Source organism: Erwinia sp. S43 (genome assembly GCF_016624745.1).
Lineage (GTDB): Bacteria > Pseudomonadota > Gammaproteobacteria > Enterobacterales > Enterobacteriaceae > Erwinia > Erwinia coffeiphila.
Genome location: NZ_JACVTX010000047.1, coordinates 1 through 14,473, shown reverse-complemented (window position 1 = coordinate 14,473; position 14,473 = coordinate 1). Strand labels below are relative to the sequence as shown.

Below are 14,473 nucleotides of genomic sequence, written 5' to 3'. Positions count from 1 at the left end.
CGACCGCTCGGTTCGTAGCCGAGTACTCTATCCAGCTGAGCTATGGATGCAAAATGGCGGTGAGGCGGGGATTCGAACCCCGGATGCAGCTTTTGACCGCATACTCCCTTAGCAGGGGAGCGCCTTCAGCCTCTCGGCCACCTCACCACTAGCACTCTTTCGAGTTGTGCTTCAGAACTTTCTAACTGCTCATCGGCACTGCGTGGCGCACATATTACTTTCTGGGCGTAGTAAGTCAAACAATTTCTCCCCCTTTTTTCACCCTCTGCGTTCAATTGCACAAAAGCCATGCAATCAGGCGGTTTTAAAGGCAAAAAGAGTGAATTATCAACAGCGAAAACGGGGTTCTGCGATGAAAAGCACAATAGATAAAAACCAACAGGCTGGCCGTTTTGTTAAAAAAAGAGAGACGAAAAGAAGAATTGTAAGGACAGAGGAACTGAATGAGAGGAAATCAGGAGAAACAATAGTGGCCTCGCTACGGAGAGCGAGGCGCTGAATACGTTAGTAGCTCGTTTGCTGAGTTTTTTCAGCCTGAATACGCTGATAAATCTCTTCGCGATGCACCGATACTTCTTTAGGGGCGTTCACGCCAATACGGACCTGGTTACCTTTAACACCCAGCACAGTTACAGTAACCTCATCACCGATCATGAGGGTTTCACCAACTCGACGAGTTAGAATAAGCATTCTTTGCTCCTTGAAAGATTAAAAGAGTCGGGTTAACTGTTCCCGGCATTATCCATCATACAACGTGCAATGTAGATTATGACAAATACACCAAGAGTGCATCCTCATACTAATACATTCTGCTGATACTTAGTTTAGCCGAAAACCTGCTCATCAACCTGACTTTATGATTACAGTGCATACCGCATATGAAGAGCGCCAGGTTTTCGCTTCCTGGCGCTCATCAGCGGTACATTTTTATCGGTGTTACAGTTTCGCAGCCACCCAGGACTCAACGCCAGCCAGTGCAGCAGGGAGTGCCTGTGCATCTGTGCCGCCCGCCTGAGCCATGTCCGGCCGACCGCCACCTTTCCCGCCAACCTGCTGTGCAAGCTCGCCAACCAGCTCACCCGCTTTCACACGATCGGTCAGGTCTTTAGTCACCCCGCTAATCAGGGAGACTTTTCCCTCTGCGACAGTTGCCAGTACGATAACCGCGGAGCCGAGCTGATTTTTCAGATCGTCTACCATCGTACGCAGCATTTTCGGCTCAACGTTTTTCAATTCGCTAACCAGCAGCTTCGTCCCCTTCACGGAAATCGCTTTGCTGCTCAGGAGGTTGCTCTCCTGCGCGGCCTGCTGATCTTTCAGCTGCTGCAGTTCTTTTTCCAACCCGCGTGCGTGGTCGATCAGCGCGCGGACTTTATCATTCAGGTTACTGCTATTCGCTTTCACCAGCTGAGCAATATCCAGCAGCTGCTCGCTCTGGCTATAAACCTGAGATAGCGCGCCCTCGCCCGTTACGGCTTCAATACGGCGCACGCCTGCAGCCGTGCCTGACTCAGACAGAATGCGGAACAGGCCGATATCGCCAGTACGGCTGGCGTGAACACCACCGCACAGCTCGGTAGAGAAATCACCCATACCAACGACGCGAACATGATCGTCATACTTCTCACCAAACAGCGCCATGGCACCTTTGGCTCTGGCCGCTTCCAGCTCCATGATATTGGTATCAATCGCCAGGTTACGACGGATCTGTGCGTTGACGATTTCTTCAACCTGACGGATCTCCTGCGACTTCATCGCTTCAAAATGCGAGAAGTCAAAACGCAGGTACTTATCGTTTACCAGAGAGCCTTTCTGAGCAACGTGGTCACCCAGAACCTGCCGCAGTGCAGCATGCAGCAGGTGCGTTGCAGAGTGGTTAAGACGGATACGCGCACGGCGCGCTTCATCAACCTGCGCCGCCAGACGATCGCCAATGCGCAATGTTCCCACTGCCAGCTTGCCGCTGTGTCCAATCGCCTGACCATATTTTTGAGTATCGGTTACGGTGAAGCTGGTGTTCTCGCCCTTCAGTTCGCCCGTATCACCAACCTGACCACCTGATTCGCCGTAGAATGGCGTTTCATCCAGAACGATCACACCTTCCTGCCCGGCGGTGATTTCACTGGCCGCCTGGCCATTAACGAAGATGGCGGTAACAGTCGCATTCAGCGCCAGCTGATCATAGCCTTTAAACGCTGATGCTTTATCAATGCTGATCACGCTGCTGTAGTCAGCACCGAAACCGCTGGCATCACGCGCACGCTGGCGCTGTTGCTCCATTGCCCGCTCGAAGCCTTCTTCGTCGATTTTCAGGTTACGTTCACGACACACATCGGCGGTCAAATCGACCGGGAAGCCAAAGGTGTCATACAGACGGAAGACGGTTTCACCGTCCAGGGTATCGCCCTGAAGTTTTTCCAGCTCGTCATCCAGCAGCGCCAGACCACGTTCCAGCGTTTTTGCAAACTGCTCTTCTTCTGACTTCAGAACCTGCTCAACCTGAGCCTGCTGACGCTGCAGTTCTTCTCCCGCCGCGCCCATCACTTCAATCAGTGGCGCTACCAGTTTATAGAAGAAGGTGCCCTTCGCGCCCAGCATATTGCCGTGACGAACCGCGCGACGAATGATACGACGCAGAACGTAGCCACGGTTTTCATTCGAAGGAATAACGCCATCGGCGATCAGGAAAGCACAGGAACGGATATGGTCAGCAATCACGCGCAGTGATTTATTGCCGAGATCGCTGGCACCGGTCACTTCTGCAACAGAGGCAATCAGCTTAGCGAACAGATCGATCTCATAGTTCGAGTTCACATGTTGCAGAACCGCAGAAATACGCTCCAGGCCCATTCCGGTATCCACGGACGGCTTAGGCAACGGCAGCATCGTACCGTCAGGCTGACGGTTGAACTGCATAAATACGATGTTCCAGATCTCAATGTAGCGGTCGCCGTCCTCTTCCGGGCTACCCGGAGGTCCGCCCCAGATGTGATCGCCGTGATCGAAGAAAATTTCAGAACACGGACCGCAAGGACCGGTATCGCCCATCTGCCAGAAGTTATCTGAAGCGTAAGCGCCACCTTTGTTGTCGCCGATGCGAATAATACGCTCGCGCGGCACACCGATCTCATTCGCCCAGATATCAAAGGCTTCATCATCGGTTTCGTACACGGTCACCCATAGCTTCTCTTTCGGCAGTGCAAACCACTCAGGTCCGGTCAACAGTTCCCAGGCAAAGGCAATCGCCTCTTTCTTGAAATAGTCACCAAAACTGAAGTTGCCCAGCATCTCGAAGAAGGTATGGTGGCGGGCAGTGTAGCCAACGTTTTCAAGATCGTTGTGTTTACCACCGGCGCGCACGCAGCGCTGTGAGGTCGTCGCACGGGAATAGCTACGCTTATCCTGGCCAAGGAAGACATCCTTGAACTGGTTCATCCCGGCATTGGTAAACAGCAAAGTCGGATCGTTGTTGGGGACGAGGGAGCTACTGGCTACAACCTGATGTCCCTTGCTCTGGAAAAAGTCGAGAAACGCTTGACGAATCTCCGCAGTGCTCTTGCTCATATTTGTCCTGGAATCACGCTAACGAACGTTTCGTGGGTCTTGCTGCGCCGGTATTACATTTTCCTGCGGCGACACACGAACAAAAAGTGGTGAATAAGATAAATTTTCTTCGGAGGGAAGTAAAATCCCATTGGCGCTCAATCATCAAAATTTGTGAAAACCGACCGGATATCTTCCATAAAGAAGCCTTTTGTCATCAGATAACGCTGCACTTTGGCTTTTTCCTTCCATTCAGTCGGTAACGGCAAGCCAAACTTCCGCTCGGCCAGACTCAAAGCCAGACTTTGCCAGTCAGTTTCCGTGTTAAACATTGCCTCATCGATTAAGGCCTTGTCCACTCCCTTCTGCCCCAGCTCCAGTCTGATGCGCTGTGGGCCATATCCTTTTCTACTGCGCCCTGCCAGGTAGCGTTCAGCAAAACGGGCATCATCCAGCCAGTTGTGCTGGTAACACCACGCCACCACCCGATCGATCTCTTCTGGAGTTAACGGCTCCGGCGGGGTTTCACTGCGGGAGAACTGCGCCGCACGTTCTGTTGCTACCACCAGCTTCCGGCGGAACTCCGCCTCACTGTGATCGCGCATGGCGAGAATGCGTGTTGCGCGCTCCAGCAGGCGAGTATGTCGGGTCCGTTCTGAATGCTCTGTCATAGAGGCGGCACCATGTTTATGCAAAAAATACATCCATAAGGGTAACGTCTGACGGCAAGACTGGCGAGGAAAATACACTCGGAGGAAGGGAGGTTTGGCCGGATTATGATGCCCTGTACGAGCATAAAGCACCCATAAAAAAAGGAACGGAGTTACCGTTCCTTTTCTTCAGGAAAAAACATCAGATGAATCAGAAGTCTTCGTGAGTTTCCTCATCCGCTTCTTCTGCCGTTGGCACAAAATCAGCTTTCTGATCCTGGTTATTCAGCAGCAGCTCACGCAGCTTTGCATCGATTTCGTTAGCTTTTTCCGGGTTCTCTTTCAGGAAGTTAGACGCATTCGCTTTACCCTGACCGATTTTGTCGCCGTTATAGCTGTACCATGCACCCGCTTTTTCAATCAGCTTGTGCTTCACGCCCAGATCAACCAGCTCACCAAAGATGTTGATGCCTTCGCCGTACATGATCTGGAATTCCGCCTGGCGGAAAGGCGCAGCGATTTTATTCTTCACCACTTTAACGCGGGTTTCGCTACCCACAACTTCGTCGCCTTCTTTGATGGCGCCGATGCGGCGGATATCCAGACGCACGGAAGCATAGAACTTCAGCGCGTTACCACCGGTAGTGGTTTCCGGGTTACCAAACATCACACCAATCTTCATACGGATCTGGTTGATAAAGATCAGCAGTGTATTGGAGTTTTTCAGGTTACCAGCCAGCTTACGCATCGCCTGGCTCATCATACGTGCCGCAAGGCCCATATGAGAGTCACCAATTTCACCCTCGATTTCCGCTTTTGGCGTCAGGGCTGCAACGGAGTCAACGATGATGACGTCAACTGCGCCTGAACGCGCCAGTGCATCACAGATTTCCAGCGCCTGCTCACCGGTATCCGGCTGAGAACACAGCAGGTTATCGATATCCACGCCCAGCTTCTTGGCATAAACAGGGTCCAGCGCGTGCTCGGCGTCAATAAAGGCACAGGTTTTACCTTTGCGCTGCGCGGCGGCAATCACCTGCAGAGTCAGCGTGGTTTTACCTGAGGATTCTGGTCCGTAGATCTCGACGATACGGCCCATCGGCAGGCCGCCCGCGCCAAGCGCGATATCAAGCGATAAAGAACCGGTAGAGATGGTTTCAACATCCATAGTACGGTCTTCACCCAGGCGCATGATGGAGCCTTTACCAAATTGTTTTTCAATCTGGCCCAGCGCTGCTGCCAGTGCTTTTTGCTTGTTTTCGTCAATAGCCATTTTTACTCCTAGTCATGCGGGTAAAGCACACGCGGACGCTGCTTTGTCTCTAAAATATGCAGTGATTATACTGTATGGTCATACAGTATCAAGTTTAATTTTTCAGAAAGCGATCGAGTAAGGTCTGTAGTGCCCGGGCTGTTGCCTGACGGCGAACGGCCTCACGGTCTCCGCTGAAACAGTAACGCTCTGCCAGCACTTCACCACCAGCGCTGGCAAAACCGAACCATACCGTACCCACGGGTTTTTCCTCGCTGCCGCCATCCGGCCCGGCAATACCACTCACCGAGATCGCAAAATCAGCAGCGGCTTCGCGCAGCGCACCCTGCGCCATCTCACGCACGACGGGCTCACTGACCGCACCATGCGCCGCCAGCGAACGCTCACTGACGCCGATCATTTGCTGCTTGGCATCATTGCTGTAGGTCACAAAGCCACGATGAAACCAGGCAGAGCTGCCCGCAATATCGGTCAGTACTTTAGCTATCCATCCCCCGGTGCAGGATTCGGCGGTAGTCACTGTTTCGCCACGGGCTAACAGCTGCTGACCGACACGGATACTTAACTGCGTTAATTGCTCATCCGTCATGGTACGTACCTTTTTCAATGTTTATTGCCGCAAAGCCTAACATTTTTCCAGGGGACGGGAAGCAGAGGACGCCATTTTTGCGGCCCCTCTTCCAGCCGCGTGTTAAATTTTCTGTGCCACCATAAACAGACGGGGGAAAGCCATCAGCAGGTTACCATCGGCACGGGCAGGGTAGGCCTGTGCAATTTCCGATTGATAAGCTGCCAGAAACGCCCCCTGCTGCTGCTCATCCAGTGCGGCAAGAAACGGCCGTAACCCGGTCGCTCGCAGCCAGTCAACAATCGCCTGTGGCGAAGGCATCACGTGATAGTAGGTGGTACGCCAGATATCCACACGGCAGCCAGCCGCGCACAGCAGATCGTAATACTGCTCGGTGGACAGCAACCTCTTTCTGTCGGCTGCCTGCGGATCGATGATATCCACCCACGGCGCACGCTGCGCCACTTCACGCATCAGACGATGAGTCGGCTGTTCAAGGTTATCCGGCATTTGTACCGCCAGCACACCCGATGAGGAGAGCTGAGCAAGCAGATGGGGTAATAGAGTCTGATGGTCCGTCAGCCACTGCAAAGAAGCATTGGCATAGATGACATCCTGCGGCTGAGCAGCCCGCCACTGGCGAATATCTTCACGGGCAAAAGCGCAGCCGGGCAGCCGCTGTTGCGCTTTGTCGAGCATCGCCTGCGAGCTATCCAGCCCGGTAATGTGCGCATCAGGCCAGGCGCGACAAAGAAGTTCGGTACTGTTGCCCGGCCCACAGCCGAGATCGGTAGCAAAGGTAACGTGGGTCAGTGGGATTCGGCTCAGCAACTCCTGTGCCGGACGGGTGCGTTCTGCTTCAAACTGCCGGTAAAGATCGGGGTTCCAGTCTTTCATTATTCCTCGCTCAGTAAGTAGTGCGACCGGACACAGTGTAGGCCCGGCCGCGCTGGCGATAAATAACGAAATCGCAACAATTTATCCTGCAGGCGCTACATCCCCTGGCGGGCGCGCCCTACCGCTTCCCCCAACTGCCATACGGCCATTGCGTAATGGTTGCTGTGGTTATAGCGGGTGATCGCATAGAAGTTCGGCAGGCCGTACCAGTATTGATAGCTGGTCCCCATATCGAACTTGAGCAGGCTGACCTGCTGGTTATTATCCAGCGGGATCTGTGGCGACAGTCCGGCGGCGGCAAGGGTCGCTACCGAATAGCGCGTTTTGAATCCGCTTTCCATCCCCGGAGCCTGACCGTTAGCCTGCACGGCAACCGTACCGTTAGTCAACCAGCCGTGAGCCTGGAAATAGTGCGCGACGCTGCCGATCGCATCCACCGGATCCCACAGATTGATATGGCCGTCGCCGTTGAAGTCAACCGCATACTGTTTAAATGCCGATGGCATAAACTGGCCGTAACCCATCGCACCGGCAAAAGAACCGCGCAGATTCAGCGGATCATCACCTTCTTCACGCGCCATCAGCAGGAAGGTTTCCAGCTCGCCGCTGAAGTAGGCGGCGCGGCGGGGATAGTTAAAGGACAGCGTCGCCAGCGCATCAAGGATACGCGTTTTGCCCATCACCCTGCCCCAGCGCGTCTCAACGCCGATAATCCCGACAATGATTTCCGGCGGCACGCCGTAAACCTGCTGAGCGCGCTGCAATGCATCCTGATACTGATTCCAGAAGGCAACGCCGTTCTGCACGTTGTCCGGCGTAATAAACTTGCTGCGATAGCGTATCCAGGCACCGTTAGGCCCGGTCGGCCCCTGCGCGGTCGTCGGTGCCTGGCGATCCATCAGACGAATAACCCAGTCCAGATTCTTTGCCTGCCCCAGTACATCATGAAGCTGCTGGCGGTCGAAACCGTGCTCGCGCACCATCTTATCGATAAAAGCATTCGCAGCCTGATTATCGGAAAAATCACCGCCAAACGGAGTGGCCGAGTGATCGGGGCTTAACAGAAAACCGCCGTTTCCCTTAAACGGATTACCGTGCGGTTCAGCCGGAGCCTGCTGCGGCTGGCTGCTACAGGCGGAAAGTAATGCGACTGCGGGAAGAAGAGTTGCCAGAAAACGCATGGGGTGTCCATTTTGCCGTGCATGAAATATCAGAAAGCAGATGGTAAAACAGAGTCAGGATGGAATTAAAGTGGATTTACCTGCCGGGCGATAAAACTGCGCAGCGGGTAGAAAAAACGCCCCGCCGCCATGTTTCAATCAGTGTTTATAATAGATATCACCCGATTCTGCCTGGAGGATTTTCCCGTCAGCATTGGCGATCATCACATAATTGCCGCCCATATAGGTCCAGTGGCTTTCTGCAACAGGCGCAGGAAGATGGCGCACCGTCCACTGGGTCACTTCATACTTTTTCGTACGATAAAGTTCAGGCACCGTGTCGCCAATGGCAAAATGCGTAAAGTCAGCGAAGAAACTTTTTACGCTATAGGGATCGGCAGAATTAGCCAGTGCCTGTACGGCCTGATCGGATGGCTGCTCAGCGGTGGCGGTTTCGGCTGGCGCTTCAGTAGCCGGACTTTCCGGCGCGGCTGCATCCGTCTCCTGAGCAACCGACTCAGGGGCCGGTTGTGCCGCACTCTGCTCGCCTTCGGCCCAGGCGGCAGAAACGCTGGTGAGAGCCAACGTTGAGAATACCGCTGAACATAATATCACTTGCAACTTACGCATAACGTCTCCACTTTTAACGACGACCAGCGACACGCCAACATGCTGTCGCCACAGGTATCAGGTTGGCTAACTCAATCAGGCTGATATTTACTGAGTTTCAGCATTAGATATCACAACCTCACAGGAGTTCCAGCCTGCCCGGCCTGCGATGATAATGCTATGCCCTTCCATGCGACCGCGAATATTTGTTAAGAAAAATGAACGCAGCACTGAAAGTGCTCTACAGACAAACCGTTGATCATCTGGCTCGGGTACAAATCACCATAGGCGTTGTTGCTGTGCCGAGAATGTAAGCATCGCGACCAAGCTTACTGATTTTGGATACGCGAGTAGTGCCCACTTTATCCGATAAGTATTGCCAGTAAAGTGCCTGCGGCACAGTTTCTCGCTGGTTAATCTCAACGGTGGTGACGGTAAAATGATAGGTCTCATTAACATAAGGTTTATAGGTGAAATGAACGGTACGGGCAACGCGATATTTTTCCGTTCCGCTATCGAAGATGCCATCAACGCTGTACAGCCCTGTCCCATCAGGTTTTGCATGATAACGCAGCATGGCACTTTCTTTCGGCGGCGATTCTTTTTCACCCAGCAGAAAGGTAAACTGACTTACACATTCGAAATCGAGCATAGTCGTTTCAGAGGACTTCTTGTAATAAAACACACTGAAAGAAATCAGTAAAAAAACAGCCAGTGTAAAAAAAACAATAATTTTATTCATGATGATCACTTACTGAGTATATAAAATAACTCTTGCAGCTTACTATTGAATTACCTTCAGCCTCACAATTAGAGACGAGCGCCCTGCCGTTATAAATGTTATTATTAAACACGCCAAATAAATCATAAATGACAACACTGTTCCCACGGCATGGCGCAGAATATTTTTTTACCAGTGATAAAATGACTCTACGAGAATTTTCAACATCGAAACTGCTATAGCTATTTTCGGGGGTGAAGAATGAACAACCACCCTCAGTGAAAGAGTAGTGAACGCCACTTATTATACGGGGTTCAGGAGCATAAAAAGCGGTGATCCCTTCCCACAAAAACAAAATCAGTGTTCCTGCCGTAAAGATGCTAGCGAGCCAAAACCAGACCCTTTTTAGCGAGTACAAACGGCTTCCGGAGCCTAATAGCTTCTCTGTAAAATAAACTGGCTTTTCATCGACGTTGGTCACGGCATCCGGGATACTTTCCGTTCGTATCTCATCAGGATAAACCTCAACGCTCACCCGAGCGGCATCTATTCTGAAGCCAATTTTGGGTTCTGTGATGATCAACGGTATTTCCAGACCAAGAGCAACGAGCTGCTTCCTTAACCCACTGATATAATTATTAAGATTGCTGCCAGAAGCGGTCAGACTGTGTTCATCCCAGACTTTTTGTAGAATGATATTACGTGGGATCGCGCTACCGTCGCTTTCCAGGAAAAGACAAAATAGCCGGTTACTTATATGACTAAGAACCATCCTGGAGAGATCGTCATCAATTCTTACCAAAGAGCGGTCTGCAGGATTATAGAGTAACTGATTGTCTATCCGGTATAGTTTCATAGTCAGGTATTTGAGCGCGGATGATTAAGAAAGAATAGCCCGGCTAATCAGGCTGCACAAGTTCACCGACTTAAAGGTTATTGATGATTAAGAACAACAAGAAATTTTCATTTATCTAAATAAAAAAATGGCACTGACGTGGAGAACTTAATAATTCGCCACATCGTGAAGAGGTTTTTTAAGGTGCATTATTTCTTAGTTCTTCCCATACGCACAGGTAATATCAATAACCTGCTGCGTAGCCGGTGACAGAAAGGCATCCTGCAAATAGGTAATGCCCACGCGGCGCGCCATCACCAACTGGTTGTTATCGATGCGCGTCAGCAGCGAGGCAAACTCTTTTTCAGCCAGGCTATTTTCAGAAATAAAACTCAGCAGGCCACTGCTGGCAATCAGCCCCGGTACGGCAGCCAGAGAACTGATCTCAATTTTTACCTCGGGGGCGGCGCAGTGATTTTCATAGAATATGCGTTCCAGCCACTGACGCATGGAGACGGTTTTTGCCGGCAGTATCCAGCCATAGCGGCTGAGATCGCGCAGGCTCGCGGGGCCGTCAGCTAAAGGATGAGATCGTGAAGCCGCGACCACGACCCGATCGGTGGTCACCGGAAGCTGTACCACCGGTTTGTTATACCCCACCAGCGGGCCGATGATGATATCCAGTTCATGTTTATCAAGCAGGCTGAAAAGCACATCATTCATCCCGATCTGGATCTCCAGCTTCACATTCGGCGCTTCCTGCTGCAGGCGCTTACAGACCTCCGGCAGCAGAAACTGGGTTGCCGAACCCGCGCTGCCAACCCGCACCACTCCCCGACGACCGTTGCTCAACTCCGCCATGGTTTTCGCTACATCATGCCATGAACTTTGCAGCATCAGTCCGCGCTGGTAGAGGATGCTGCCCGCTTCGGTCAGTACCAGCCCTCGCCCGGATCGCTTGAACAGCTTGATATTGAGATCTTTTTCCAGGCGAGCGATCGACTTCGAGAGTGCTGGCTGAGTGATATTGAGGTTTTGTGAAGCCAGTCCCAAATTCATGATGCGAGCCGCTTCCATAAAATAGCCTAACTCTCTGTTATTCATCATTCATTCCTGAAATTCATCAATTAAATAAAAAAGTATATTAGTGGAAATGAATACTGGTAACAATAATGTCCGCACGGATAACAGGCGTAAACAGATAATATTAATGCAGAGGTACTATGAATAACGAACGTAGCAGCTGGCCAGCCGGATTCTATATTGCCGAGCGCAAGAATCTTCTCTCACCGGACATTGTTGCAGAGTTTCACTCTATTCCTGTGGCGGTAGCAGGCGACTGCACTGGTCGAATAAGCGGAGCGACCGGATTACAGCGCTACCACCAGGACGTCAACATCAGCATCTGCGGTCCGGCCATCACCGTTAAAGTGCGCCCTGGGGATAATCTGATGATCCATAAGGCACTGGAACAGGCACAGCCCGGCGATGTGATCGTTATTGACGGCGGCGGTGACCTTACCCAGGCGCTGATTGGCGGATTGATCCGTACGACTGCGCTCACAAAGAAAATTGCCGGATTTATCGTTGATGGAGCTATCAGGGACTTAGCCGAGTGGGCGGACGGCCAGGTGCCAGTATTTGCCAAAGGCCATACCCATCGTGGACCGGATAAAAGCGGGCCGGGAGAAGTGAATGTGCCCATTGCCTGCTGCGGCATGGTAGTTAACCCCGGCGATCTGGTCCTGGCAGACAGCGATGGCGCACTGGCGATTTCACCTTCTGATGCAGAGAGCGTGCTGGTACGCGCTAAAGCGCATTTAAAGAAAGAAGAAGCCATCAGGGAAAATAATGCCAGCGGCAGTAGCGACCCGGAAAGATTCAACTCCATTTTGCGTAAAGCAGGTTGCCCGGTGTAAAAATATCGTCAACTCATAATAAGGATAATAATATGTACCTTGCCCTGATTGGTTATGCTCTCATTGCATGCCTGATGTTTTTCCTGATTAAAGGAAAAGCCACTCCCATCTCATTATTTATTTTTCTTTCCATTATCGCCGGGTTCTGCGCAGGCTATACGCCAATGCAGATGAATGATTACATCATGAAAGGCGTGATGCAAACCGCGCCTAACGCGGTGTTATTCACCTTCTCAATTATCTTTTTCAGCATTGTCACCGATGCCGGGGTATTCCAGCCGCTGGTTAACTGGATGACCAAAATTGCCGGCAACAGCGTAGTGGCAATTGTGGTGGTGACCGGATGCATTGCGACCATTGCTCACCTGGACGGCTCGTCTGTGCCTACGGTGTTAATCACCATTGGCGCCATGTTGCCGATTTATAAGCAGTTTGGCATCAGGCCTGTGGTGCTGCTGTGTATGCTGGCTGCAGGCATGGGAGTAACCAACTTTACGCCATGGGCCGGTCCGCTGGCGCGCGTTGCTGCCGTGTCTGGCCTTGACGTGAATGCCCTCTATCATCGACTGATCCCAACCCAGGTGATCGGGCTGGTCTGTATGATTGTGCTGGGGCTGTATTTAGGCCTGCAGGAAAAACGGCGAATTGCGCGTGGTCTGCCGATTCCGGAAGCAGAGCTGGAGCCAGAGAAGGCGACGGGTAAAGGACACCATGCAGTTGAAGGTAAGCAAAACCGCCTGCTGTTTGCCATCAACGTCACGCTGGTGGTCGGCGCCACACTCCTGCTGCTGATCACGCATATTCAGGCCTACATTATCTTTATGTGCGCGTTTTCCGCCGCGATGATTTTCAACTATCCCAATCTCAAGGCGCAGGAAGGCGTCATGAAAAAATATGCCTACTCTGCCTATATGATTTCCGGCACGGTGATGGCCGCTGGCGTTTTCGTCGGTATTTTAAGCGGTGGTGGCGACGCCTCAATTCTCACGGAAATGGCCGACGTGGTGCTCCACGTGATGCCCGACTCCTTAGGCTCACATCTGCATATCATCATGGGGCTGCTCGGCGGATTAATTGGTTTTGTGATTGGCCCGGATGCTTTCTTCTACGGTATTTACCCTCTGGTTGCCAAAGTCGGAACCAATTATGGTTTAAGCTGGGAAGAAATGGGGTTAACCATGGTGGTGGGGAAAAATATCACCATGATGCTCAGCCCGGTCTTTGCGACCACCTATTTAGCGATTGGCCTGGCCGGCGTTGAATTGAAAGATCATATCCGTTTTTCCTTCTTACCTGTCGTGGTGTTCTCGTTTGTCATGGTGTTCTCACTGGTTCTGACCAATACGGTTCCACTTTAAGATAACAGCCAGGTTATTTATGAAAATCATTAACTTTATCATCAACAAAATCGGTGCCAGGAGTTTCGGTATTTACCGTCATGATGACATTATTGATATCGGTCGCCATACAGGCTGCCATGATATTAATACGTTTTTAAGCCAGCATCAGTTAAGCGATCTCAGCCAGTACCAGTCCTGTTCTCCGGATCTGAAGATCAATGATATTCAGTTTCTTCCAGTGATTGACCGGCCTGGCAAAATCTTCGGTGTGGGCATGAACTATGCGCAGAAACGCAAAGAGTTTAATGAAACCGAAGAGGCCCCCACCCTGTTTGTTCGTTTTGCAGACTCACAGGTTGGCCATAACGATATGATTATTAAGCCAGCCTGCTCCGATCAGTTTGATTACGAAGGAGAGCTGGCGATTATCATCGGCCAAACGGCACGGCATATTCCTGAAGAACAGGCCCTCTCCTGCGTGGCGGGCTATAGCTGCTATATGGATGGTTCCGTGCGCGACTGGCAGTACAAATGGTACACCGCCGGTAAGAACTGGCCGGCAACCGGTGCGTTCGGCCCCTGGCTGGTCACGCCGGATGAAATTGGCGATCCACAAAATTTAACGATTAAAACCTGGCTTAACGATCGGCTGGTCCAGAATGATACGACGGCGAACATGCTTCATTCCATTCCGCAAATGATTGCCTACATCAGTACTTTTACCACGCTGTCACCCGGCGATGTGATTATTACCGGGTCGCCAGGCGGCGTTGGTAAGTCGCGCGTACCGCCGCTGTTCCTGCATGAAAATGATGTTATTGCGGTGGAAATCGAAAAGATTGGCCGACTCAGCAACCGCGTTGTCAGCACGCTTGCCCGATCGGCCTGACCTTATCCCATCAAAGACCCGGGGGGCCGGCCCCCCACCCGGCGGGGCCCCCCGAAACCCCCAAAGGTG

At 51.9% G+C, this 14,473-nt stretch carries 14 protein-coding genes and 1 tRNA gene; 3 read left to right on the top strand and 12 right to left on the bottom strand.

Translation table 11 applies throughout. The features are described from left to right. Positions 1-54: 54 nt before the first annotated feature. The 12 genes from IBT47_RS26390 to IBT47_RS26335 all read right to left on the bottom strand — a co-directional run bounded on the left by IBT47_RS26390 (position 55) and on the right by IBT47_RS26335 (position 11,363). Positions 55-147: transfer RNA gene (locus tag IBT47_RS26390), tRNA-Ser, on the bottom strand. A 357-nt stretch (positions 148-504) separates the two neighbouring features. After that, complete coding sequence (gene csrA / locus IBT47_RS26385) at positions 505-690, bottom strand: carbon storage regulator CsrA (protein ID WP_004155916.1); 186 nt, start codon at positions 688-690, stop codon at positions 505-507. A 246-nt stretch (positions 691-936) separates the two neighbouring features. Then, complete coding sequence (gene alaS / locus IBT47_RS26380) at positions 937-3,564, bottom strand: alanine--tRNA ligase (protein ID WP_200564158.1); 2,628 nt, start codon at positions 3,562-3,564, stop codon at positions 937-939. A 137-nt stretch (positions 3,565-3,701) separates the two neighbouring features. After that, positions 3,702-4,214, bottom strand: a complete 513-nt coding sequence (locus IBT47_RS26375) for a regulatory protein RecX (protein WP_105594001.1) — start codon at positions 4,212-4,214, stop codon at positions 3,702-3,704. Positions 4,215-4,404: 190 nt separating this feature from the next. Further along, positions 4,405-5,466 (bottom strand): recombinase RecA, encoded by a 1,062-nt coding sequence (recA, locus tag IBT47_RS26370; protein WP_105593974.1) that lies wholly within the window; start codon positions 5,464-5,466, stop codon positions 4,405-4,407. A 94-nt stretch (positions 5,467-5,560) separates the two neighbouring features. Further along, positions 5,561-6,055 carry a nicotinamide-nucleotide amidase gene (gene pncC / locus IBT47_RS26365; protein ID WP_200564156.1) on the bottom strand — a complete coding sequence of 165 codons (495 nt, stop codon included), beginning with the start codon at positions 6,053-6,055 and terminating at the stop codon, positions 5,561-5,563. A gap of 102 nt (positions 6,056-6,157) precedes the next feature. Continuing rightward, positions 6,158-6,931 (bottom strand): trans-aconitate 2-methyltransferase, encoded by a 774-nt coding sequence (gene tam, locus IBT47_RS26360; RefSeq protein WP_200564153.1) that lies wholly within the window; start codon positions 6,929-6,931, stop codon positions 6,158-6,160. A gap of 95 nt (positions 6,932-7,026) precedes the next feature. Then, positions 7,027-8,112 carry a lytic murein transglycosylase B gene (mltB, locus tag IBT47_RS26355; RefSeq protein ID WP_105593971.1) on the bottom strand — a complete coding sequence of 362 codons (1,086 nt, stop codon included), beginning with the start codon at positions 8,110-8,112 and terminating at the stop codon, positions 7,027-7,029. 138 nt (positions 8,113-8,250) lie between these two features. After that, positions 8,251-8,721, bottom strand: coding sequence for an RcnB family protein (locus tag IBT47_RS26350; protein ID WP_105593970.1), 471 nt, complete (start codon positions 8,719-8,721; stop codon positions 8,251-8,253). A gap of 238 nt (positions 8,722-8,959) precedes the next feature. Next, complete coding sequence (locus IBT47_RS26345) at positions 8,960-9,442, bottom strand: hypothetical protein (protein ID WP_200564152.1); 483 nt, start codon at positions 9,440-9,442, stop codon at positions 8,960-8,962. Next, a complete protein-coding gene (locus IBT47_RS26340; RefSeq protein ID WP_200564150.1) occupies positions 9,435-10,223 on the bottom strand; it encodes a helix-turn-helix domain-containing protein in 789 nt (262 codons plus the stop codon). Before IBT47_RS26340 ends, IBT47_RS26345 begins: the two co-directional genes overlap by 8 nt. Before the next feature lie 249 nt (positions 10,224-10,472). Next, positions 10,473-11,363, bottom strand: a complete 891-nt coding sequence (locus IBT47_RS26335; protein WP_200564148.1) for a LysR family transcriptional regulator — start codon at positions 11,361-11,363, stop codon at positions 10,473-10,475. Positions 11,364-11,479: 116 nt separating this feature from the next. Here IBT47_RS26335 and IBT47_RS26330 point away from each other — a divergent pair, with 116 nt between their 5' ends. From IBT47_RS26330 to IBT47_RS26320, 3 genes are read left to right on the top strand one after another with little or no spacing between them, the layout of a single operon-like run. Next, positions 11,480-12,175, top strand: coding sequence for an RraA family protein (locus IBT47_RS26330; protein ID WP_200564146.1), 696 nt, complete (start codon positions 11,480-11,482; stop codon positions 12,173-12,175). Between the two features lie 32 nt (positions 12,176-12,207). Then, positions 12,208-13,533: a CitMHS family transporter gene (locus IBT47_RS26325; RefSeq protein WP_200547017.1), complete on the top strand. Its 1,326-nt coding sequence runs from the start codon at positions 12,208-12,210 to the stop codon at positions 13,531-13,533. A gap of 19 nt (positions 13,534-13,552) precedes the next feature. Then, positions 13,553-14,404 carry a fumarylacetoacetate hydrolase family protein gene (locus IBT47_RS26320; RefSeq protein ID WP_200564143.1) on the top strand — a complete coding sequence of 284 codons (852 nt, stop codon included), beginning with the start codon at positions 13,553-13,555 and terminating at the stop codon, positions 14,402-14,404. The last annotated feature ends 69 nt before the right edge of the window (positions 14,405-14,473 follow it).